General features: G+C 40.2%; 11 protein-coding genes. 3 read left to right on the top strand and 8 right to left on the bottom strand.

What is annotated here, in order from left to right:
* Positions 1 to 12 precede the first annotated feature (12 nt).
* The 7 genes from DXB63_RS02955 to DXB63_RS02925 all read right to left on the bottom strand — a co-directional run bounded on the left by DXB63_RS02955 (position 13) and on the right by DXB63_RS02925 (position 19,247).
* Positions 13 to 3,108 (bottom strand): DUF6298 domain-containing protein, encoded by a 3,096-nt coding sequence (locus DXB63_RS02955; protein WP_122124987.1) that lies wholly within the window; start codon positions 3,106 to 3,108, stop codon positions 13 to 15.
* Entirely contained in the window at positions 3,108 to 4,790 is a 1,683-nt protein-coding gene (locus DXB63_RS02950; RefSeq protein WP_122124892.1) for a polysaccharide lyase, read from the bottom strand. The genes DXB63_RS02955 and DXB63_RS02950 overlap by 1 nt, the downstream gene beginning before the upstream one ends.
* Before the next feature lie 61 nt (positions 4,791 to 4,851).
* Positions 4,852 to 9,258, bottom strand: a complete 4,407-nt coding sequence (locus DXB63_RS02945) for a two-component regulator propeller domain-containing protein (protein WP_122124891.1) — start codon at positions 9,256 to 9,258, stop codon at positions 4,852 to 4,854.
* A 433-nt stretch (positions 9,259 to 9,691) separates the two neighbouring features.
* Positions 9,692 to 12,322: a glycoside hydrolase family 2 protein gene (locus tag DXB63_RS02940; protein WP_199604151.1), complete on the bottom strand. Its 2,631-nt coding sequence runs from the start codon at positions 12,320 to 12,322 to the stop codon at positions 9,692 to 9,694.
* A 16-nt stretch (positions 12,323 to 12,338) separates the two neighbouring features.
* Entirely contained in the window at positions 12,339 to 14,567 is a 2,229-nt protein-coding gene (locus DXB63_RS02935; RefSeq protein ID WP_122124890.1) for a DUF5703 domain-containing protein, read from the bottom strand.
* A gap of 5 nt (positions 14,568 to 14,572) precedes the next feature.
* Positions 14,573 to 15,997: a sialate O-acetylesterase gene (locus tag DXB63_RS02930; protein WP_122124889.1), complete on the bottom strand. Its 1,425-nt coding sequence runs from the start codon at positions 15,995 to 15,997 to the stop codon at positions 14,573 to 14,575.
* 13 nt (positions 15,998 to 16,010) lie between these two features.
* A complete protein-coding gene (locus DXB63_RS02925) occupies positions 16,011 to 19,247 on the bottom strand; it encodes a glycosyl hydrolase (RefSeq protein ID WP_122124888.1) in 3,237 nt (1,078 codons plus the stop codon).
* 684 nt (positions 19,248 to 19,931) lie between these two features.
* On the opposite strand from DXB63_RS02925, the gene DXB63_RS02920 reads away from it, so the two are divergent.
* From DXB63_RS02920 to DXB63_RS02910, 3 genes are read left to right on the top strand one after another with little or no spacing between them, the layout of a single operon-like run.
* Positions 19,932 to 21,020 (top strand): hypothetical protein, encoded by a 1,089-nt coding sequence (locus DXB63_RS02920; RefSeq protein ID WP_122124887.1) that lies wholly within the window; start codon positions 19,932 to 19,934, stop codon positions 21,018 to 21,020.
* A 25-nt stretch (positions 21,021 to 21,045) separates the two neighbouring features.
* Entirely contained in the window at positions 21,046 to 22,080 is a 1,035-nt protein-coding gene (locus DXB63_RS02915; protein WP_147332249.1) for a M91 family zinc metallopeptidase, read from the top strand.
* A gap of 7 nt (positions 22,081 to 22,087) precedes the next feature.
* Entirely contained in the window at positions 22,088 to 22,708 is a 621-nt protein-coding gene (locus tag DXB63_RS02910) for a hypothetical protein (protein ID WP_147332248.1), read from the top strand.
* Between the two features lie 183 nt (positions 22,709 to 22,891).
* Here DXB63_RS02910 and DXB63_RS02905 read toward each other — a convergent pair whose 3' ends face one another.
* Positions 22,892 to 25,684, bottom strand: coding sequence for a glycoside hydrolase family 2 TIM barrel-domain containing protein (locus DXB63_RS02905; RefSeq protein ID WP_122124985.1), 2,793 nt, complete (start codon positions 25,682 to 25,684; stop codon positions 22,892 to 22,894).
* Positions 25,685 to 25,718 lie beyond the last annotated feature (34 nt).

Genomic DNA, 25,718 nt, shown 5'->3' with positions numbered 1-25,718 from the left:
AGGCTTTTTGTATCAAATCTTATGAAACCAATAAATGCCTTCTTTATTCTCAGGAATTTTAAGATTATATATATCTTTAATTTTCAATGATTTATTTATCAGCTCAATTCTACCATTAGATGGATTAACATATTTCAATATGTATTTTCCCGGAGATAATTTCAAAGGAATATCTCCGCCAGATTGGGAATAAATGATAGCTCCAATATCAGATTTTACCATTTTCTTATAGAAATCAGTACCAGTTTCTTCCACTTCCATACATGCGGCATCTCTTAAAAACATCGAATCATTTACAAAAATTGACGGGCAAGAACCTCCTGCCATAAATATAGCCCATGCCATTGCCGGATAATTTTGTGCATAGAAAGTAACTGCTTTCTGAGGATATTTAGTTCTATATTCGTGTACAGCTTTATATGCTTCCGAGAAAGTAATCTTCCCGACTTTCATTTTACGCATATGCTGACGAGGTGCCATGTTTTTTCCTCCTTCAGGAGCATAAAGCGTACCATCACTTTTATAATGCCAATAGCGTATATCAATAATATCAACAATAGCAGAGCGTTTCGGATCACTTAAAATAGCATCTTGCACATCTTTAGTGGTACTTAACGCAACCGATGCATGTTTACCTGTTTCTGCCTCCCATTCTGCTATTATGTCCAACCAGAATTGTACAAAGTGTAAAGGTCCGGTAAATTCGGCACTTATTAACTGAACTACATTTTCATTATCGGCAAAGTTATCAAGACATTGACGAATATACTGTCTATGTAGTTCTCTCCTTACCGGATGATTTATATCATAAAACATATCAGCCATAAAAATCCGTTTGTCTCCAGCAAAAGGAACCGGTTCCGGAAAATCCGTACTATTGATATTGTTTGCTGTTCTCCAAGGACAGTCAACCCAATGTGCTCCCGCCTCTAAAATATTATGCTGAAAATAATTTTCATGGAACAACAATAATCCGTTTTGCGATGCCTTATCCGCAAATTCTTTTAAACGCGCCCAATACCAAGCATTAGGTTGGGTTAAATCATATTTACTTAAACCTTCCCAAGCCGTACCTTCGCCACTCCGTTTAAAAGGTTGTTCATAGAAAGGTCCCCATACATCTCCGTCACGACGACGAATGCGTTCATGGTCATCTCTTCTTCGATCATACCAAAGACCATAATTATGATCAAGTACCAATAGATTATAGCGTTTCATGTAATCAATAACCGAATCAATACGATCTGTCAATCCAAGTCCCTCTCTATCCGGTACAAATCGGGTAATATGCGGTTTGGCTTTCGGTAAAAAATTAGTTTTCAACTTGCCGTTCCACCAAGGAACTTCATGCTTACCTCCTACTAACAATTCACCGTTCATCTGAATACGCCCGTCAACGATTGCAATATGATTCTTTATTATCGGCTTAACTGGAGAATTATATTTAATCTGTTCTATCGTTTTTAAATTCCCGGAAGATATTTCCGCATCAAAGGGAGCTTGATCTATCCAATGTTCCAACGTCAGTTTCGGGATATATGCTTTTTTCGCCCATTCCATAGCTACTTCAACAGTAGGACTACTACTAGCTTCAGCTTCTACCGGAAGAATACGCGAACGTTTGTCACAGTTCCTACCTAACCGTTCTTCCAACTGAGCATAGAAAAAACTTCTTGGTTTCACATGATTATTGGACTCAGCCCATTCACCATTGCCGGAAAACTGCGCCCAACAACCATAAGCACGATTAACCGCATCTTTTGCCGGAGAATAACATTCAATCTCTGCCGCAGTACATTGCCAAAATAAACTATTAGCCGTATTCCATCCCGCACCGTTTTTATCTTGTCCCAGATTTTTATATGAAAGATTATGCCCGTCTATGTTTACGACATCAAACAACAATCCACATGCCCAAGAATCAATCGAGCCACTAAATCCCAAAGATTCTTTTGACTCACACTGCACAAAAGCATTCGGTCCCGGTGCACAATAGCCAACAGAAAAGTCATGAATGCCATGTTCTGAATAGCAACGCTGAAACAAGGTCTGCTGTCCCATTGTATAAAATGTACATCTACGCATTCCTCCGATTTCGGAGATAGGATTTTTAGATATACAATCTTCAACGGTAACTTTGGATGCTGTATGCTGCAAAATAACAGCACTTCCTGCAAACTGTCTGAAGTTCATTCTTCTAACCCAACAATTTTCAGCATTTTCTACTGATATACCAGTCCAGCAATGGTCTTCATCTTTCATGTATTTCTTATCATAATCAGAAACTAAAGTCATATTTTCTACTCCTACATTCCCGATTCTGCCATTCCACGTATAACGCAATATCTTTGATCCACCATATTCTGCATCTAGTGCCACCGTCAAAGGAGCATCCAATGTTAACTGGCCGGCTTCGATATCAGATACCGTTCGATCCCAATGCAAGTCCATATCTCCGGGCTTCCAACCCAAAGCACTGATTCCACCACCATAAATATCACAACCTACAGATGCAATCCATTCTTTCGTCGAAGGTCGCACAACCATCACCCTATCTCCTTTTTTCAAAGAAACTCCTAAAGGTATCCGTATACAGCAAGAATTGACCGGAAGATAAGATGACAAAACATCTATCGTATCGTGTACAACTTTATCATCTATTCCTTCTATCCTTAACAAAGCCCCTCTATCAACTCCTTCTTTTATCAATATTGTTTTATCTCTATCCATACCCCGAAGAACGACCCCGGAAGCAGAGATATGCAGACCTTGTTTCAGCGAGAATGTTCCTTTATCTAAAAGAATTGCTCCCCTAAACCCGTCTTTATCAGGAATTAATGAGGATACGTAATCAATCGCCCTCTGAATCCTAATAGAATTATCTCCTGCCTGCCATGGGATAAATACCACATTCTTTACATCAGGAATACCTTGTTCAGAACTCTTATAACCACAAAAAGAGAAATCGAGTATACGATTTCCCTTTTCATCCTGTTGATAGGTAATTTTATTATCTTTTACCTCTAAAGCAAAGTTTTGTGCACAGACCTGCACAAAAGTTATGCTTAACAGTCCGATTAATACTATCTTCAAATCAAATAACTTCATCATAATAAACTTTTGCGTTTAGCCAATGTATCATAATTGTTTTTCACATCAGTCCAATCAATTTTCTTTTTGGTATCCATACCATTTATATACTTTTCAATATTAGTATAGCCGTCTCCATTACAATCTTTCACAGCATCTGAAGGATCATTGGGATTCAAACCGTTTTTTAATTCCCACTCATCCGGCATACCATCATTGTCTGAATCAAGATAAGGTTCACCTTTATATTCAGGAAAGCCTCCTACCTGACGAATATCCGTAATTATACCTTGTTTATAAGAATCAACCGGAAGACGCCTTTTCACATACGGCGAAACAAATTCGGGAGCATCCTCCACATAAATGGCTTTACCTGTCCTAACCGTCTTTATAACACGAGTATCTACAGCATCTCTTTTTGGAAAAGTAGCACCAACATTAGACAAAACGAAATCATAAGCCTTTTTAGTATCCATAATAGTAACATCAGGCATATCAAACGGTTGGTCTACCTTTATATTTTTCATGTGTTCTCCTGCATGGGCTTCATCAAATACTTGTATGCCTCCGTCCCAATTATTCTTAGTAACCTTACTGTTACCATGCACAATATTTCCATGAACATAAGCTTTACCAAATGACAGAGGTTTGCTCTTATCCCTACCGGCTTCCGGTTTGAGAATACGATAGGAAACAGGTTTATCCAACGGAGTAATAGGTCCCGGCTTGTAATAGTTATTAATAATATTAAAGGAACTGGTATTATCTCCTCCGTCAACGGAACGGTTCCACCAATTATAAATAACATTATTCACAAAATTAAAACCACCATTCATGCCAACAGAGCAATTACGACTAATATTTGAAGCAAACAAATTACGGCAGAACATACTATTATGTCCACCGATAGTAGCTCCAAACGCATGATTATAAGTATCCAAGGCTTCTGAAAAGATGGAATTCTGAATTGTGATATTAACTGTCGGAAGTTTCACCCCGTGTCCTTTCTCATCACGATTATATACATGGCGATAAATAGACATATTTTCATCCAATCCCCAACTTGTAGAACAATGGTCTATAATAATATTCCCTACAGCATTGCCACCCACCGCATCATCACGAAAAGCAACATCCTGAGCTCCGCGACGAAAACGCATATGACGAATAACGACATCATGAGTATCTATCAAAAAGGAAGCACCTGTTACACAAACCCCATCACCGGGAGCTGTTTGTCCGGCTATAGTTACATAAGGAGCACGAAGACTGATAGGAGATTCCAAACGAATTACTCCGGATACATTAAATACAATGATACGGGCACCGCCTGTTTCGCAAGCTTCCCGAAATGTTCCCGGACCGGCATCTTCCAATGAAGTCACCACAATTACTTTCCCACCACGGCCTCCGGCAGTATAAGCACCTCCACCTTCAGCGCCCGGAAATGCAGGAATATTATTTTTTAATAAATCTTCCGGTTTAGAAGCCCAAGGTTTATAGGGACGTCCTTTAGTTACCTCTTCCAAAACCACCGGCAATGCTTTTTCCCATGCTTCATCCGATTTTTGTTCAAACTCCGCCTCTTGACGAGCACCTCTCTCCTTCACCGAATCCGGTATAATCGGATATTGTGCAGCTAGTGGTAATACAGAAGCCGTCAAAACCAATAGTGTAAAAACTTTCTTAATGTTTGTCATCTTATTTATTCCAAAATTTATAATAAAAGACGATTAAGAAAGGCTTTTGTAACCTAAACACCTAAACTTTCCTCCACTCATTCATATACTCCCTTGGCGTTTGGTTGTATTTCTTACGGAAACATTTTCCATAATAACCGGAATCTTTAAAACCTACGGCAAAAGCAATCTCCGAGATACTCAAGCTCGTATTTTTAATTAGCTCAACAGACTTATTCAAGCGAATTTCTTTTACCAGATCCACAGGAGCAAGTCCGGTTAAACTCTTTAACTTTTTAAAGAATGCAGAACGGCTTAAACCTATATTGGCAGCAATCGTATCAATATTAAAGTCACTATTATCCAGATTTTCCTCAATCACCTGATGAATCTTTTCCAATAACTGAACATCTTTCTTTACCAGATATTGTTCATAGTTATTTTCATCCTGCTCATCCGTTTGTTGCCACATCTTTTCACGGAATATCTTCCGCTCATTCAATAACTGCTCAACACGCGCAAGCAAATACTCCTTACTAAAAGGCTTGGTAATATATGCATTTGCTCCCATGCTAATGGCTCTGGTCTTAGATTCATCATTACTTTTTGCCGTTAATATAATCACAGGGATATGACTTATCTGGAAGTCTTTACGAATACATTGCAACATTTCTATTCCATCCATTTCCGGCATCATCTGATCTGTAACTACAATATCAGGATGATATAAATGTACCTTCTTCAGACCCTCCACACCATTGTTTGCAAGATATACATTAAACTTATCTTCCAGTTGCAATTTTATCAGTTTTCCTAAATCTTTATTATCCTCGACTAATAACAAACTGGGCAATGAAGAATCAACCGCTTCCTGTTCTTCTTCACTATCCGTCGTCGTTCCTTTTCTTTCCGACAATGTCTTATCTTCCACATTTTCTTCACTCAAATAGAAATCGACTTCACCCGGCTTATAATGCTCTTTACCTTGCTTTAATTCAATTGTAAACGCAGCTCCATGAGGTTGCAGGTTCTCTGCTTTAATAACTCCATGATGTAGAATTATAATTTCTTTAGATAAAGCCAATCCAATTCCTGTACCTTGATAATACGCATTCTGAGCATTTGTTCCCTGTGAAAAGCGTTCGAATATTTCCGATATTTTATTTTGAGGAATACCGACGCCCGTATCTTCTATCCGGATGAAATAGCCTTTTCTATCCTCCGAAACTCCTGCCGAGACAAAAATACTCCCCCCGGAAGGAGTAAATTTAAATGCATTCGAGATTACATTCCGAATCACGATTCCTAATTTTTCCTTATCCGCCCACAAGAGAATTGTTTCATCAGGAATCTGAAAAGAATAACTGATTTCATTTTCTTCCGAAAGGATTCTAAATTCTTTTTCAAAAGAATCAAGCATTTCATTCAGATTGATTTGAGATATATGCAGACGCATCTTACCATTCTGTATCTTTCTAAAATCCAAAATTTGGTTCACCAACTGCAACATCTGATCCGTATTCCTCTCCATCAACTCTACATACTGGATACCCTTGGGAGATAAATCTTCTTTCTCTTTCAGTTCTTGTATCGGTCCTTTTATCAACGTCAACGGGGTACGAAGTTCATGGGAGATATTAGTAAAGAACTTGATCTTCAATTCCGAAAGCTTTTGTTCAATATAAACATCATTCTTCATTCTGATCATCAATAGAGACAGCCTTATTCCGACCACAAGCAATACCACACCTAAAATGGCATATATTGTATAAGCCCACCAACTCAGCCACCAAGGAGGTAAAATGAAAATAGACAATATAGTTTCCGAAACCTGATCCGGGCTAGCTTCATCAATCGTTCTTACTTTAAATACGTAGTCTCCCGGAGGAACATTTGTATAAGAGGCAATACGGTTCTTACCATTATAATGCCACTCCTTTTCGTATCCTTCCAATATATATTCATAGGAGACACGATTCTGATTACTAAAATTCAAGGCGGCAAATTCAATGGTAAACATCGATTGATTATAATTCAATGTTATCGAATCTACATACTTAATGGACTTTGTTATGATGGGATTATCTACAAAACTGCGGAGATCCTTATTAGAAACACGAAAGTCAACAATATAAGTCTTATAATTACAATCCAATGTTTCCAGCCTATCCGGTGAGAAAATAAGAATGCCCTGTTTACAACCCAGCCACAAATCTCCGTCCAATGTCCGCAAGGCACTGCATTCTTCCATCTTGACATTAAACAATCCATCATATTTATCATAGTTACGGAAATGTTCTGTTTCTTTGTTGAAACGAGATAATCCACTTTCAGTGGCAAACCACAGGTTATTTTCGTTGTCTTCCACAATAGACATCACAACGTCATTATTCAGTCCTTCCCGAATACCATAAGATTTAAATATAGGCTTATGCGTTTCTTTATCATATCTTATCAATTTATTTAATCCGCCTCCAAAAACACTTACCCAAATTTGAGACGAGGCATCTTTAAAAAGCACATAAATATCATTATCCGCAACATTTGAACTCGCACTTTCCTTTCTGTATGTCTCAAAGACTATTTCATCGGGAGCAGAAAAATTACTATCAAAAGACATCAAACCATCCATTGTTCCAACCCATATCCTTCCCTCTTCATCTTCAACCATATTACGTACTTCCATGTATAGTCCGTAAGGTGGATAACGTTTCAGACCATTATGCTTATGAATAAATACAACGCCACTCGATTCCTCTTGAAGTAAATTCAGACCACCTCCCAACAAGCCTATCCATATTCTGCCTTTACTGTCCTGAAAGGTAAAATACACGTCATTACTACTAATGGAAGAAGGATTATTAGGTTCATTCTTATATCGAGTAAATTTAAGACCATCCGGTGAATTAATATCGGGTTCCGCTTTCACAAGCCCATCTCCTTTCGTAGAAAACCAAAGATTTCCTTTATTATCCTCCATGATATGATAGACACTTCCGAACTTAAAATTATTGGTAGAAAAGATCTGTTTAAGCTGACCATTCTTATCCAACCGATATAAATCCTGCCAACGGGTTCCCACCCATATATCGCCATTTTTTGCTTGGAACAACGCTCTTATCCCGCTGGAAGAGGCATTACCACCCTGTTGAGAATTGGAAAAAGAACGCGGGTCAAATAAACGGAACTGTTTCTTCGGAAAGTTCACACGGTATACCCCTAAGGTAGTGGAAGAAAGCCAAAGTATTCCATCCTTATCCAATAATAGACCAAAGAATAACATATTCGACTGATCCTCGGAAAATTGCTTTAATTGATTTAAGCGGCTCATCGCCAATGTTTCCCTGTCGAATATTAAAACTTCTCCCCCCGGAGTCAAAAAGAAAATGCCTTGTTCACCGGCATCTTGTACCCCAAACTCACAGATATTAGCTCCCTTAGGAAAAGAGTAATATTGGTTGTTTTTATTCAACGGATCATAATAGATTACACCTCTCTCACCTAATACAAACCAAATCTTATCATACTTATCGACAAAGGAGTGTGTAACATCAACTTCCGGCACAGATAATGTAAGTTTCTGTAATTGTTTATAACCTAAATTATATTCATAGACTCCCTGCCCCGCTACACTCAAATAAACCATCCCGGATTCTGTTACCAATAAGTTCTTTATCGCATGCGTTATTTCAGGAAGAACATACTTATTTACTAAACCACTTTGAGGATCAATGCTATAAAAATGTCCATTCTTATCGCCCAACCACAATAACTTATCCGCACCAAAGGCACATGTAAATAAATCATCTTCAGTCGCCATTATTTTCTTCCGAATGAAATCAACCGGTTTGGATTGCAGTGCTTTGCCTTTATCGTATGAAAGTATCTTATAGTCAAGTCCTATCCATGTCAGATATTCTTCCGTCTCACAAAAGACATTATGCTTCAAACGCATATCATAGACGTTAACATCTGCCCGGGAATCATGCAGAGGACGAATCGTTATCTTCCCGTCCTTATCCGTAGAAGCAAGCAAAAGACTTTTATCTTTTGTCAATAAAAGAATTTCCCCGTTTCTTGTATTCTGAACTTTAATAACCTGGATGTTTTCCAGATATTCCTTCATATCGTCATATACGGCATGGAAATTCTCATGCACTTTATCGAAGACATAAAGTTTACGATCAATCGTCTTTATCCAAAGGAAACCATTTTTATCTTCAACAATACGCTGTATCTTACGTGGAGGAATATCCGAATAATAGCCGTCCCTATTATTATAGGTTTTCATTTTTACACCGTCAAAGCAACACAGACCATACCATGTACCAAACCATATAAACCCATCTTTCCCTTTCAAGGTACAATTCACAATGTTGTTCGGTAATCCCTGGTCAACAGTATAATGCTCCACAATCATATTGGGATAAGCAAAAATAGAGGGATAAATATAAAGAAGTAATAGTATTAAAAATAAGAGTCGTCTCATTTATAAATGCATTATAAAATTATCTTTTTCAAAGGTAGTAAAAGTTTGTAATATATCTGTTTTTTCCCTGCAATATATTTGTTTTTAAAGCCATTTTTAAAAGATATAGTTTTCTTTATCAACAATACTATCATGTTTTTATACCCCCTACTGAAAATTTGTCGCGGAGCTCACTATCAGCACTTTATCTTTCAAAAAGCCCCAAAATAGAAAACTTGTGACATCACTCGCCCTTATGTGTGCTGAAAATTTGTCGCGCTTTTTGCATGGTATATAAAAACACCCTACATCTTCATGCTTGACGCACTACGTCTTCCGGTAGGATACCCTACGTCTTTCGGGAGACAAGTACGGACGAATCCGGTTAATCATCAAGAAAGAATTCAATACTCACCCAAAGGCGAATCCTTATCCGTACTTGTCCCTGCATTATTTATTCTTCTGATTTTACTCCGAATTCCGTTTGTTGCCGTTCCACTTCCAATAATAACTTTAATCTTTCCTCCTCCGACAAGATCGGTTGTTTGGATGTTCGATCCATCTCACCCGTCACCATTTCAGTATTTATTGCTTTTTGCTGTTCCACGAAACAGAAAGGAAGGATTGCCGGGACACTTTCAAATTCAATTTCGGCAGAAGTGGGGGCATGTGTACCTTCAAATTGCACGCGAGCTTTGACCTTAATCTTTCCGGCCTTGCGGGTAGAGCGAATCAATACAGGTGCAGAACCAAATTCTACCGCCCGCGGATTTGCATTAATGGAAGCGTCACCGATTATTTCAGCTTCCCCTTCTACCGTGAAAACAATATTTTCTTTAGCCAAGCGACGAACATTGCCGTTGTCATCCGTAACCTCTGCTACCACCACTATAAAATCCGACCCATCAGCAACTAAAGGCTGCCCCTGTGTATCCACGTACAAGCGAAGTTTAGTTGAACGACGGGAAGGCATCTTTTTCTGTGTACAAACCACTTTACCATCTATGATTCCTTCTGCTACAAAATTCACCTTCTGCCAATTCTTCTCCGTATAACTATAACCGCGAGCCTCCCAAAAGTCCCATACATTCTCAAATACGACAGGCGCATTCGGCAGATGCCCTTTTGCATGCACAACCGGTTTTGTCCAACTCTTTGTACCGTCATAAACAGAAAGACGCACGGAATCGCAATTACTGAATATGACTACATCTTTATCAGAAAACGGCGACATTTCATGAGCAATATATACCATCGGGCCGCAATCTGCCAAGGGATGCTTCAGGTCCGCAGCAGTCTGACTTCTAAACATATAATAAGCATACTTGGGCTGACGGAAAGCATCAAATATTCCTCCCCAATAGGGATCGGGATGATAGCCACGTTGATGATCGAACGGATGCCACTGGGCTCCACCGATGAACTTTCCGGTAGTATGATATAGTTCATCATAACTTCTTGCCAAAGATAAAGACTGTACCAACAGCGGACGTTCGCCCCAACTACGACTCGCGCGATTGTTATTATTATGCGCATACCAATCGTCTACATTTTCACCAAATTCACGGGTAAATATACATTGTTCCGGTGCATCCGGTTTCTCATCATCACCGGGCCAGCCATAAACCACATCATAGTTCTCTCTCACTCCGGCGGAATGAACGTCGGCGGCCGCTACCGGGCGTCCCGGATACGGATACTCATCTTTGGTTATCTGCAAAGCCTCCAAAGCAAAATCCAAAGGATAACGGGTTTCGTTCAAAATAGGCTCCCACATCAATACAGAGGGGTGATTACGATCCCGACGGATAATCTGACGGGTATTTTCGTGCACAAGCAGCGCAAATTCCGGATCTTTATTCCAATATTGCCATCCGGGAGTAGCTACGATAACAAACATCCCCAACTCATCGCAAGCATCCATAAACGAAGGGTCCTGCGGATAATGAGCCACACGAATAATACGGCAACCCGCATCCCGGAGCTTCTTTGCATCTCTCCAATGCCCCGAATTAGGAAGCGCATTGCCCACATAAGCAAAATCCTGATGACGATTGGCACCGATCAACTGCCCGAAAGGTTTTCCATTCAGCCAAAAGCCATCTTTTCCTTTAAATTCAGCCTTACGGATACCCACACGGGTTATCCCCCCGTCTATATATTTACCTTTTTCTTTAACCCTCGATTCCACCCGATATAAATAAGGAGAATCCGGCGACCACAGTTGTGGCTTATTTACAACCAACTTCTGCTTTACAGTTCTTGTCTCACCCGCTTTTAGAGTGACACTACCGGATATTTGTTTAATCAACTTCCCCCCGGCATCGGTAAAAGCCGTTTCCACTGATACATTCCGCATTCCGGAACCATCATTTCTTACTTCCGTATCTACGTATACTTCCGCACTCTTCTCACTGATTTTATCATAATGCACAAAAACCCCTCCACCGGCAACTCTACCGGATTCAACCGCATCAGTAATGACAACCGCAGACTTGGCAATCATCCATACATCCCGGTAGATACCGCCATGATAAGCAAAATCCAATGTATATTGGCGTTTACCGGGAGGAAAAGTTTTATCATCACTGTTATCCGCCAATACGGCTATTAAGCATGAATCTCCGGCATGCACGCCGTTCTCGGTCAGATTTATACTAAAAGGTAAGTATCCTCCCAAATGCTCTTTTACCAACTTGCCATTCAAATAAACACTTTGCTTCCCCATAACAGCTTCAAAATGAATCGAAACATTTTGTCCTTTGGTCTCAGCGGGAATGACAAAACGCTTACGATACCAGACAATTCCCTGATAGTTACGGCAACCACTGGCTTCGGCCGGCATCAATTCCACCGTATGGGGAGTGGATACGATTTCCCAAGCGGAATCATCAAAAGAAACACTTTCAGCTCCTTGTACATCACCTTTATAATAACGCCACCCGGGATTGAAATTATAAATCTGCCGTCCACTTCCCTGCAACGGAATAAAACCTGCAACGGAAATCTCCGGCCGGTAACTTTCCACACCATGCATCAATGAAGGGAACAATAAAAGCGTCAGGAGAAATAATACATTCTTCATGGATATACTCATTTTTTTAATTTATCATTAATTCAACATCTTTCCGGCGATTGGAAGGTAAGACAACAAGCCGCACTATTTTTCCATCCTTCAATTCCGCTTCCACAGTGGTCTTTCCGGGAGCATGCAACTTGAAATGCACATTCCACTCTTTCGGCCATGCAGGGAAAAGGTATATTTTCTCACCTTTCGTCTGCAAAAGCATTTCCTGCAAACCAATCATGCCGCTACCTCCCCAATTATGGTCTGGTGTCCAATCATAACCCGGTCCCCAAAATGCAGGAAAGCGATGAGGGCCGTCCGCCAACTTCAAAAGAGACAAACGACGGGCTTCATCCGTCAAGCCCAAACATGCCGCCCAGATATTATCTTGTTTCCAGCCTGTATGTGTACGAAACTTTAAAGCATCCGGATCATATAAATAAGTATTACGGGCTACCCCCATCCCTTCTCTTCCCACGCCATACATGCGCCATGGGAATACCGGATAAAGTTGAGGCGTTTCTACGTTGTTTATACGCTCCCAAGTCTTGGCAGGAGCAATCATCTCTTTTCCGTCCACTATACGCAAAGGAACAGGCGGAATGGTATTCAACATATCCGGCTTATCTCCATACGTTTCCAAAACCGTACGCAGGGCAGCAATAGTACTGGCCGCATTATTTGTCATCTTATAAGTTTCACAGGCAGAACCCGGAAATAGGATCAGATGTCCGTCTCCATCCAAGACTTTGCTTCCTCTGCGAGCCGCCCTATACCGGTAATGTTCATCAAAGAAAGTAAGTACACTCTCTATCAGAGGAAGGTATTTATCAATATCGGCACCGGCATAAATCTTTGTCTCCAAAATCATCTGGCAGAACTCCAGCACAGTGTCCCATTCATATTCCAACCATGCATTATATTCTACTCCTTTATCGAAATAGTCAGGACGTTTGAATCCATATTCGGCAGGATTCGGCAAGCCGAAGTTCTCCAACTGTTCGGCAAAACAGGCTCCGGCATGCTGCCAATACACTAAACTTCTTAACTCGGCATTAGGTAACATACGGTGATAGCAATCAAACTGGGAAAGCATCATATCAAAGTCTCCGCTTTTCAGCATCGGCCAATACACCAGACGTTGGTTTTGCGCAGTCATCGTCCCCCCGCCCCATTTACGATAATCGGGAGTGAAAGACTGCTTTTCATCGACAAAGCATGGATCGAAAGTAAAAAGACCACCGTTGAACTTTGTCGGATACATCCCATAAGCATTACATCCCAGCATATACCGGAATAAAGTATAGTTACGCGTTATATTCTCCGATTCCCCTTCTCCAACGATAAAGCTGCGTTGCCAGAATTCATTCCACCATCGACGGGTATTCTTTTTATCTTTCTGTAAGGATATAGAAGATATGGTTCGGTTCAAGCCAACCTCCCATTCATCGACGGAAGGCGTTTGAAGAGTATGCAAAGCGATTGTCACATGCTGCTTCTTGATTGGTTCCCGCGTTTTAAAACACCAGCTACGATAATCAGTTCCGGCATAAACACTATCCTGTACTCCGGTAAACGAAAAGTTGTCCGACCACATTCTGCCTCCGGAAATCAAATTCTCCAAAGGATTCATCATACGAGACTTCACTCCCTCCAGTCCTTGTTGAGACACAGCAACATCGAATACTGTTTTCTCCGGATTATGATGATAAAACGTAACCGCATTATCTTTTATATAAACCGAATCGGCAGTAGTCACCTGATTTTTGGGTGTTGCCCATTTATAAGAGTTTTGTTGTCCCTCCCCTTTACGTACAGCCCTATCCTGATAACGCCAATTCTCATAGAATAATTCGGCTTCTACAGGCTGCCTGCTATCAATATCCAAATGCACAACCGGACGAAACACGTCTGCCCAAAGCTGCACAGTAGTTCCTCCGGCGGAAATCTCGACATATCCATCGTTGAGCTTCAACTCCTGACGAAAATCGACTGCACTCGAAAAAGGATTCGGGAAGAGACGGAGACGAACACGGCCTTGCTTCAACAAACAATTATGTTCATCAAAAGTACCGCTCCTACTCAAGTAAAAGAGTATATCACCATTCTCCACCCACACATTCATCCCGATATCACCGCCTCCGCAAGGCATTGATTCGGAAGAATTGCGACTGGGAGTATTCCAAACGACATTGGCATGCCCACTACCTAAAGCAGACACGCCAATCATCACCAACAAACTAATTACAAGAAGTTTCTTCATAAAAACTACCAATTATCCGAACGGAAAGAAGACAAAGGCAAACCGTCACAAAAGACATCTCCATCCACATAGTTATCAAATGCGTAACGAACAGCTACGGGATGCGGTACCTTGTCACTCTTTACATACATTTTACTGCGCACAATCCACGCCTTAGCAGGATAAAACACTTTATCTTCACCTGCCACAGAAAATAATTTCGATTCAAAACAATTCTTTCCGGCAATCCACATATCCGCACGTTCAAAACTTACGATTACCGTATCTCCCTGTACTTCCATCGATTTATAATAAGGGCTTTCACTTACCACTCCTTCCACGCCGTAAGTCTTTGTCAAAGCCAATAGCCCCAGACGTTCCCCGGCAATTTTCTTCTTAGCCGGATGGATGCCTTTCTCCATACCTGCATCCAACAACACAGCCATACCCGTATTCGGCACGCGGTGCTCCACTTGTGACTGAGCCTCCCTGATAAGAGCGGATTGAACCGGTTCTTTTCCCTCCTCGGTAATCAAGGCATACTCATAAGGAGCTATCTGACAATAATAGAACGGGAAGTCTCCCTGTTTCCATTCGGAACGCCAACCATTAATCAAAGCAGAAAACATATCGGCATAAGTAGCCGGACGATTTGTATTATCTTCACCCTGATACCAAATCACTCCCTTCATGGTTATTCCTATCAACGGATGAAGCATACCGTTATATAATACGGTCGGAGTACGATTCTTAGACTTTATATCTTCGGGCTTCCGAGGTATCTTTGCATCCGGGAATGCTTTCAGCCATTCCGGAGTCATCCATGCTTCACATGCCGAGCCGCCCCACGATGCAACAATCAAACCAACCGGAACATCCAGCATTTCATTCAGCAAGCGACCGAAATAATAAGCAGTGGCACTGAAATCCCGAACGGAAACCGGACTCGCTTCCTGCCATGTTCCGGTAACATCTGTTTGCGGTTCAAAAGCCGCATTCCTTTTCACCGTAAATAATCGCATATTGGGATTCCTACTTTTCAGGATATCCATATTAGCCCCTTCCACCGGCTGATTCTTGAAACCTTTCATCGGCATCTCCATGTTACTCTGTCCGGAACAAATCCATAACTCACCGATAAGGACATTATTTAATGTGGTTACCTTTCCGTCATTGAAAGTCAACGTATAAGGTCCTCCTGCTTTAGGAGTTACCACACTTAGTTTCCATTCACCTTTATCATCAGAGCGAGTAGTATATTGTTTGTTATCCCATCCGGTAACGACCGTCACTTGTTTCTTCGGAGTAGCCGTGCCCCATAAGTTAGCATTCGTTTGTTGCTGCATTACCATGCCGTCCGAAAAGAAAGCAGGAAGTTTTACCTCAGCTTTTACTGTCGCAAAAGACAGCACTGCTATCGAAGCTATCAAGATTCTTAATTTATTTGTCATATCTTCTGTCTATTTATTGTTCTTCTATGATATGTAACGGTCCCATTAAACCCGCCTCAAGCAAAACATCTTCTTTCATGCGATATTTGCCATTCGTCCATATATCCTTAAACGGAGCTTTGCCTTTATCCGCCCCCTTAATCGCATTTGCCCAAGTATTCGCAACCTCTATCTCAATGGCATTCTCACCTTTTTTGATTGCTTCCGTTATTTCCACACGTAAAGGTGCTGTCCATACAGTTCCGCAATCTTGTCCGTTTATACGTACCGTTGCAAGATTGGCAACTTTGCCCAAATCAAGATAAATACGCGTTTTATCATCATTCCCTTTCCATTGGAAAACAGAACGATAAACCGCAGTACCGCTATAATAACGGATGGCATCCTCTGACTCTTTACTCCAATCAAAGAAAGTATTCCGGATGACGGTTTTATTTATTGCAGGGAATTCCACTTCCCATTTCTCCGCAACAAGAGACGATGACGTTTCATTTTTATTATCGCTATACTCAATACCTTGGGAAGCAACACGAGGAATCACGATAAAGACGGATTCATCAGCCGCCAACTTTACATCAACCGACATACGTCCATTCTCCTGTTTCCACGAAGACGCTTTTCTTATTTCTCCATTTACGGGATTCCATAACTCCGGCTGTCCTTCGGCAATACGTAAAGAAACCGAAACCGTCCTATCCTTTTCCTGTTGATTCGCAATAAAATAGATATCCGCTTCCTCACCCCGGCGATGTGTCCACGCAATATCTTCAGGGACAATCACATCACGTTCCAAACCATAAACAGAGAAGTCTTCTGCCGTATAAGGTAATTCGGGAATGACAACACCTGCTTTACGCAGAGCGTCTATCTTAGCCTGCACTTCTTTGGATAAAGGTAGATTATCCGGACTCATCGGATGAGGCAAGGGTAAGACTAAAACTTTATAGGATGCTCCACCGGGAAGTATCATTCTTCCGTCTTTCGCTTCGGCAAGACGAAGCAATGCATCACGATTGAAACTATCATAAGTATATCCGCGCATCGGATTGACCCACTCTTCAGGGTCAGCCATATTAGCCGAATGAAATACACCGACCGGCATTTCTCTTTGTGGTTCACCTACATTCGCCAAACGTATTCTTTCACGTTCCACACGTTCTTTTCCAAAGATTCCCGGTAAAGACGGAACTAACCTATCCGGCAATATAGAACGGCGCGGCATTTCTTCACCGGTAAAGACAGCAATATCAATTACGGGAACACCATACTGCAATAAAGCCTGACAACGAGTCGTATAATCTACAAACGCCTTACCTTGTTTCCACCAGGTCTGGTCACGTTGAAAGAACAATCCGATGCCATCCAAAGTCATTCCCGGCTTGCGGTCCATATAAGGGTTATGAGTATATACATGATAGAACATCTTATTAATACCCAATGCAAAGTTACGGTCAAGCAGAGTTTTTAACATACCCGGATGTTCATCCCACGTACCGCGTACCTGAGTAAATCCCTCTGACTGCACCAGCCGTTTACCATAAATATGTGCTCCGCTAATGGCATCGAGCATATCATTCGGTTTATCATGCGTGGGACTTCGTAACCAAAACTCTCCCATCGGACGGTCTACTGCCTGGTAATGCAGCAGCCCATCACTCACCATTGTAGGAGAAACACACTCGGCTGAAAATTCACAATCATACTTCTTTGCCTGTTCTGCCAACACCTTATAAAAGACATCCAATACAAGCTCTGAAATAGTAGTCCGGACGTCGCGAAGCACATTCTCCGAAACTTCGGCACTCTCCATCGGTATACCTGCCAACAGAGGAAGATAAGGCATCAGATCATAGCCTCTGCGAACACAGAATTCTGCGGCAAAGTTATCACTCCAATTCTGCGAACCGCATTCCCAGCTATCTACGTGCATGAACTTCAATACCCGACGTGCCAAAACCGGGTCGGTGGCAGTAAAGGCCTTACCGAACCAATTATCAAATTGTTTTCTAACGGCAACTGCGTTAAACTTATCACATTCCAATCCCTTACCGGCTCCTCCGGTTGCATTGGTATGTCCGGTTGCCGTATGCCCCATACGGAGAAGCTTCCATGTTCCTTTTGGCAAACGCGCCGTAAGCACTCCGTCTTTCATAGAAGCTGTCAGGTTTATCAGATTCTCCTTCTTAATACAATCTGTCTGAGGAACTTCACTATCCGTAGTACGTGCCGCAACACGCCACACCAGTCCCGCTTTTCCTTCCCATTGACTTATCTTCGGTTCACTACCCGGTATCAAGGCTTTTATCTTCAGATTCGGTTTCCACTTAGCCGCATCCATATCTTCACATCCCGGCTCACTGCCTTCGGGCGTCCAATAGAAACGAAAATAGCGTGCCGTAGTAGCAGGGATTACATGCGTCGAGTTCTCATCCGTATTTTGCCATCCCTGACGAGCCGGAACAAGCTGTTTCACAAACCGGAAATTTACGCCATCATCACTTGCCATCACTTTCAAACGATGCGCCTGATAATTGTTTCCGGTAAGAACAATTTCTATATTCCGACAGGTAAATGGTTCTTTATATGCGTATTGTATCCAGAAGCCGCCATCTTTGGGAGCCAATGAATAATAATCTTTGGCGGAAGCGGCAAAACCTGTTCCGTCTTTTGTGGGAGTTATTCCTTCGGAAGTAGTAATGACAGGCGGCTCATCTTGCACTTTCACGGAATAAGGCAGTGCATACAGAGCTATATCTTCATAATATCCTTCATAGCTTTCAGGTTGGGGTAAAGTGATTTTTACCTTTCCGCCCTTAACAATCGTATCACTCCAAACAACCTTTTGCATGGACTCTTTCGGAGTAATCCACGGTCCTCCTGCCAAAGCAAAGCCATCACAAATATGCATACCCAGCTTTAGCCCTAAACTATCCGCTACTTGCATACTGTAACGCACCATTTCCCACCATTCGGGAGTCAACTGTGACACCGCATCCGGATATTCCGACCATTGTTCGGGAGACTTAATAGGCATGAGGTATGTACCGCCCAGTCCTACTTCATGCATTGCTTCGAGATCTGCTTTTATTCCCTCTTTAGAAACAGCTCCATACATCCAATACCAAAAACACCACGGTTTTGCTTCCTCAGGAGGATGCGCGAAACGGTTTTGAAGAACGGTTTGAGCTTTCGTACCCGAAACAAAAAGCAAAAACATCAATAAGGTTATATAATAACGGTAATACTTCATAATGTTTATGTTTGTCTGATAAAATAGACGGTAAACAGGGCTTTATGTACTCAAACGAACAGGGGTTATTCATCTTCCTACTGCTTATTCTCATATATATCGATATCTGCTATTCAACATACGGTCCTTTGTTTGCAAACGATAGGAGTTTGTAAACAAAGGACCGTATGTTTGTTTTTAGTCGTCTCTACGTTTTTTTCAAACATCCTGATAGTTTAAAAAATATCGTGATGATTTCTTACAGACTCTATTGATAATTTTACAAATTTACAGATGGAAACAATATAAAGAACGAATTACTCTCAAATAACCTTCAATCCTTCAGTTTATGAATTATTATTTGGTTATCATTGTTTTATCCTGAACCTTTCGCTGGAAAAAGTTTCAGTTGGCAAAGGCTTTGAATAAACATCCTGAAGGATTCCATCTTTCAGCCTAATTCACTATGTATCAACATGAAATTGGCAAACTGAAGGATGAAGCTTATAGACAATAGTAAACCAGAGAGCACATAAAAAGAAAGATTTATGTTTATGATTAGCGGTGATATCAGGATTTAGCAGGAGATTTCAAAAAACTCATATAGAATAGATCTATTCAAAAACTGGAAATGAATAAAAAATTAAAAGATAAATGAGGTTATCTTCAAAATATTTCATATATTTGACAACTATAAAAGGTCAAATGAAATATTTAATTTACATATCACTTTTTATTTTCATTTCTCAGCTAAATGCTCAATCTTATAGTTTAGAACAAGGTAGAGCAGACTTTCAGAGAAACAGAAATTCTTTAACTAAACCGATACCTACTAATACTCAAAAATATTTCGATATTGCTATCAACGAAATAGAGCAAATGTTGAAAGGAGAAGAAACGTTGAACTTCAAAAGAGCGGTTTATCTTGTAGAAAATGCTTATTATGAAGGTAAAACTAATTGGGAAGAGTATAATAATGAGATATTGAGGATAAAGTTTGTTCTCAATAAAATGATTGATGACCGTAATCTACGACAATATAAAACAGCAGGGAATTGGGCTGTATTCACTTATATGTCGGATAGTATTCCAGAAAATAACTTCAAGCCCTATCTGTATGACTTTGAGAATTTCATGAGTGATTCGGACAGGGAAAGTTATATGGTATCGCGCCTTTTGAAAACCAAAAAAGGAAATTGTAGGGCATTGCCTTATCTTTATAAGATATTAGCCGATGAAGTTGGAGTAGAGGCATTTATAGCAATTGCACCGATGCACTGTTATGTAAAGCATAGGGATGAACAAGGGAATTGGTGGAATTTAGAAATGACAACAGGCTCCTTTTCCCGTTCAAGCTTTATTATGGAAACATTTAATGTTTCTGAAGTCGCAATAAAAAGTGGATTATTTATGAAACCATTGTCAACGATTGAATCTGTTGCCTATTGCATATATGACCTGTTGGGTTATTATGAAGACAAAACGGGAAGATACTCCGATGACTTTGTCAAAAGGTGTTACGAAATAGGATTACAATACTATCCCAATAGTCAATTACAGATTATCAAGTTAAATGATCTGCAATTCCGATTAAGTAATAAAATGATTAAAAAAGGAATGAAAAATTATAGTGAGATAGTAAATTATCCCGAACTAATGAAAGAATTTGAAATCATGAATACCACCTCTAAGTATCTTTCAGAAATTGGCTACACTACAATGAGGAACGAAGATTATGAAAAAATGGTTCATGATGTAAAAAATAAACAGACAAAATTAAATTCTAAGAAATAATATCAATTCAAATAATGGAATGAATATGAAAAAGATTATTCTATTTTTGGCAACAATGATGTTTGGTGTGTTAAGCGTCCTTGCACAAACACCTTACGACAACTTTGCGCCTGAACAAAGCGTAAAGTCAATGATTAAATTGCCTGAAATGCAATTTAAAGTAACAAATACAGATCCAAGCAGCGAAATAAGTTGTGTTGAATTTGATAAAAACACATCATCCTTGAATCTATTGGATGAGAATGATAATGTAATCAAAACACTTGCGTTTAATCCAAATGAAAAGAAATTTTTAACAATGGATCCACTTGCCGAAAAATACTATAATATTAGTCCGTATGCGTATTGTGCAAACAATCCAATAAGACATATCGATCCGGATGGTACAACTATTCAAGTATATGATTATGCAGATAATCAAAAAATTGCTTATGAGTGGAGAGATTACCAAGGTATTTGGGGATTCTATGATAATAATAACGCACTTTATGCAGGCAATAATACATTTATTGGGCAATTATCTGAAGCATTGAATGGATTGATGAACGGAGGAAATGTAGGACACGATCTTGTTAGTGGATTGGCTAATCATTCTAATGTTATTACAATATGGCAACGTAACAACAGTGCGGCAATAGGAAATGATGTAGGCTGGAATCCAACTGGAGTAATTCCTAATAATAGAGGTGTAGAAGACGTTCTTACTACTGCAGGATTACAGAATAACCCAATGATAAATTTAGGACATGAATTAGCCCATATTGAATATAATTGGAATAAAGAGATTTCTAAGACATGGTTTAATATGACAGTTGATAGAAAAGGAAATCTGACACAACGCCCAATATCAACCTCGGAAATATATACTACGCATATCGAAAACCAGTTAAGATCAGAAAATAATTTGCCGTTACGTACCTATTACGGAAAAGACCAGAATGGAAATAGTATAGGACCTCGCATAATTATTCCAGCTACTAGAGCCAGTCGTTTTTATAACTCGCAAGGAACAACAAATTATAGTCCGTTGAAACGAGGTGTTATTCCTTACATTTATTAATATAGCCATGAGAAATTTAATTTTATTATTTTGTTGGATGATATTTATCGAAAATGCTCATACGCAAACCAAAATTGTAGATTTTTCCTCTGCAATAACCTCTACCCCTCTCGAAAAAAAAACGCTTGTGATGGATGTTGTCTATAATAATGGCGAATTTAATACTGTAAAAAAGCGGTTTGTAAAAAGTAAAAAAACATCAAAAGACATCAAAAGCGAATACAGCCTGATGGGGAAAATAATAGACAGTCTAGGATTGATTGACTATAAGACTGACACGATATACATTTTATCGACATACTATTTTAACTCTCTCGTATCAGAAATATTCAAAACATCAAAAGACACTTTCAATATTATCAAGAATATACAAGGAGAATATAGTATTCAGGCTTTGGAGGATTATTATATTAACATTTCAGAAGATGAAAAGAACTCTGATTTTGTGCTATATGAAACTATATTTTCATGGAATATTGATTTATTGATTCGACTTATAAAGTCCTCCGGAGGACCATTGGGTAGTGAATATTTTATGTCAGCAACAAGAATTATCTTGAAAGATAATCAAGTTTTAAAGAAAGATATTATTAATTTTGAGCCTACATTGCATTGGAAATTGGAATAATTATTAAGCGTTTTGCATTAACATCTTACAAAAAAATGTGTTTAATCCGAATGATTTTTTATGATGGATCACTTATTGAGAAATTCCTTAAAGGTCATTTTATCTACTCAAAGCATATATCAAGATTGAAATGCATCCGAAAAGCTCTTAAAACAAGCTTTTCGGAAAAGCAACTAATTAAAACTATTCAAACCTCAATACAATCCGTCCTTTCTGCTGACCGTCTACCCATTTCGGTTGAGAGGAAGGACCGCATAAGTCAGTTGTATTCACTTTATTACGTACCGGAGGAATTACATTCAATACAGAAATTCCACTTTCCGGGAAAGTATAGAGCTGACGGTCACGCCCATCACGAGGTTGATAAACTCCGATATATGAATCAGGGGTCTCATTCTGAATACAAATAGTACCTTCCTGAGTCTTGATATTCATCCATGTAACATGGGCAAAATAACCTTTAAATTCAGGATACGTAAATGTTTCACCCGGAATAGGGTCGTTGTAGTCGTTTTCCCATAAGCCATATTGCGGACCATGCAAACGATTTTGCCATACACGGTAAGGACCGTCGCCCAACCAGCGTTTACTAATCACCTTATCTTCCGGATAATCAAAACAGATACCCATCATATCGACCACTCCGCTAAAGTTATACAGATAATCCAACGTGACAGTCCCATCCGGTGCTATTGTCCACTGTGCTTTATCCATATTCCCCAATTTATAATTGGCAGTTACCACAAGATTGTTATCATCTTCTTTAACATCCAAACCGGTAAATACAGCCGCTTCCGGGAATGCCTCATAAACACGTTCCTTAGACCTGGCATCTTTGTCGTCATGATTATAGAACTGATCCAAAGAGCGGTCACCTCGACGTGCTCCGATAAAACGCGGACCATTTGCCAAATTGATAGTTCTATTGCCTATATTGACACCTTTCAATTGCCCGTCTTCCTTGCAGAATGTAAAGGTGCGTCCGTTAGCAGAAACCGTCAGGGATTGTTCTGTTTCTTTATAAGTAGGTTTTGCTCCCTGAGAAGCCAAAACAGCAGTCCCTTTCTGATTATGTAACGGATAACTCCAAGTAAAGAGTTCATTACCATACACATCTATCACTGTTATCATTAAAGCATCCGCATCATCCTTTACAACAGGAACAGCTAAAGTGCCCGCACTATGAGGAGCGATATTACCACCCTTTACTTCACCCTGTTTCAATACTTTCATATCCCCTTTTTCATTATATTCAGGGAACTTCACACGCTTCCACACGAAACGACAGGTATTCAGATTAAGAAAGTCATAGCGGTTCTCCAAGTACAATGTACCATCAAAATCGGCATCTATCCTTGTATTCATTATCTGTACGGGACACCATATCTGTTTAACCGTATAATAACTTCCTTCCTTTTCATGATGAGGTCCTACAATACCGTCAGCACCGAAATTTCCTTGATTATCAATGAAACCATCCATATCCACACGTTTCACACCTTCATCAGCCAATACCCAAAGGAAACCGCCGATGCAGCGAGGATGCTTACGCATCATTTCCCAATAATCCCAAAGTCCGGCTCCGTGTCCCCCGTCATATAAGCCATGTAAGAATTCCGTAGGCATGAATATTTGCGGAAGACGCATATAATTCTGGCTCTCCCCATAAGAACGATAGTGCATGGTTTCAAAGCCACTGAAGTTCCCCTGCGGATGCAATACCGGACGAAGTTGAGGATCATATTTATGGAATTCACCATCCAGTTCCGTATTCCAGCCTTTTTCATTGCCATTGCTCCACCAGATAACAGAAGGGTGATTTACATCACGTTCAACCAGACTTTTCACCAAAGGCACTCCGATTGCCGTATCATATTTCCCATGCCATCCGGTCAATTCATTCATTACGTATAATCCCAGCGAATCACATACATAAAGGAAATCCGGGTCTGCGGGATAATGGCTCAAACGAACTGAGTTCATATTCATACTCTTTATCAGCAATACATCCTCAATATTCTTGGCTTTGCTCAAAGTACGGCCTGTTTCGGGTCGGAAGCTATGACGATTCACACCACGGATATTCACACGTACACCATTGATATAAAGTCCATCGCTTTCACGAACCTCAATCGTACGGAAACCAAACTTCTCAGACTCCTGATGTAACGCTTTCCCCTCTTTATCCAATAAAGTAAACTGAGCTGTATAAAGGTTAGGCGTTTCAGCTGTCCACAGAGCCGGAGAGTTGACTTTTAAATCAACATTCGCCCAATCACTGCCGGCTTTCAACGAAGTAACACCTTCTGCTACTTTTTTGCCCTTCATATCCAAAAGCACCGTTCGTACCGATGCACCCGGAGAAGCGATATTCGTATAACAATTAGCTTTAAAAGTACCGTCAGCTTTAGCGTCTATTGCAAAATGACGGATATTCACAGCGGGTTTTGCACGCAAAAACACCGGACGAAACAGTCCACCGAAGTTCCAATAGTCCGCCCGCCGTTCAGCCAGATTCACACTTCCGTTCTCACTATCCTTACTAACAGTTACCTCTAAGATATTTTTCTTCCCAAAATTGACGCGGTCGGTTACATCCGCAACAAACCGGTAAAAACCTCCCTGATGCTTGCCAACCGCTTTACGCCCGTTTATTTTCGCTTCAGTATCTGTCATGGAAGCTTCAAAAACCAGTTCCACCTGCTTACCTCTCCATTCTGCCGGTATGGTAAACTCATATTTATATAGTCCTTTTTCTTTTGCTATTCCTTCAGGAAAAGCAATTCCATAGAAACGCATTCCATATTGAAAAGTGCCATATCCCTGTAACTCCCAACAGGAAGGAACACCTATCTTCCCCCACTTACCGGAATTACGACCATCCGTACACATAAAGTCCCATTCAACCATATCATCACATCCATGTCCGGATAAATATTGTAGTTCTGTTTTAGGAGGCTGATTCTGTGCCTGCATACTCAAAGAACTTAATGCCAAAGCCAATGTTATT

It is taken from the genome of Bacteroides sp. OM05-12 (assembly GCF_003438995.1).
Classification (GTDB): Bacteria; Bacteroidota; Bacteroidia; order Bacteroidales; family Bacteroidaceae; genus Bacteroides.
Note: the sequence above shows the minus strand (reverse complement) of the source record. Positions and strands in the feature narration are given on the sequence as shown.

What these genes read in the sequence shown, in the direction of transcription:
- DXB63_RS02955 (WP_122124987.1), bottom strand. Translation starts at nt 3,108, where the DNA reads ATGAAGTTATTTGATTTGAAGATAGTATTAATCGGACTGTTAAGCATA.
- DXB63_RS02950 (WP_122124892.1), bottom strand. Translation starts at nt 4,790, where the DNA reads ATGACAAACATTAAGAAAGTTTTTACACTATTGGTTTTGACGGCTTCT.
- DXB63_RS02945 (WP_122124891.1), bottom strand. Translation starts at nt 9,258, where the DNA reads ATGAGACGACTCTTATTTTTAATACTATTACTTCTTTATATTTATCCC.
- DXB63_RS02940 (WP_199604151.1), bottom strand. Translation starts at nt 12,322, where the DNA reads ATGAAGAATGTATTATTTCTCCTGACGCTTTTATTGTTCCCTTCATTG.
- DXB63_RS02935 (WP_122124890.1), bottom strand. Translation starts at nt 14,567, where the DNA reads ATGAAGAAACTTCTTGTAATTAGTTTGTTGGTGATGATTGGCGTGTCT.
- DXB63_RS02930 (WP_122124889.1), bottom strand. Translation starts at nt 15,997, where the DNA reads ATGACAAATAAATTAAGAATCTTGATAGCTTCGATAGCAGTGCTGTCT.
- DXB63_RS02925 (WP_122124888.1), bottom strand. Translation starts at nt 19,247, where the DNA reads ATGAAGTATTACCGTTATTATATAACCTTATTGATGTTTTTGCTTTTT.
- DXB63_RS02920 (WP_122124887.1), top strand. Translation starts at nt 19,932, where the DNA reads ATGAAATATTTAATTTACATATCACTTTTTATTTTCATTTCTCAGCTA.
- DXB63_RS02915 (WP_147332249.1), top strand. Translation starts at nt 21,046, where the DNA reads ATGAAAAAGATTATTCTATTTTTGGCAACAATGATGTTTGGTGTGTTA.
- DXB63_RS02910 (WP_147332248.1), top strand. Translation starts at nt 22,088, where the DNA reads ATGAGAAATTTAATTTTATTATTTTGTTGGATGATATTTATCGAAAAT.
- DXB63_RS02905 (WP_122124985.1), bottom strand. Translation starts at nt 25,684, where the DNA reads ATGCAGGCACAGAATCAGCCTCCTAAAACAGAACTACAATATTTATCC.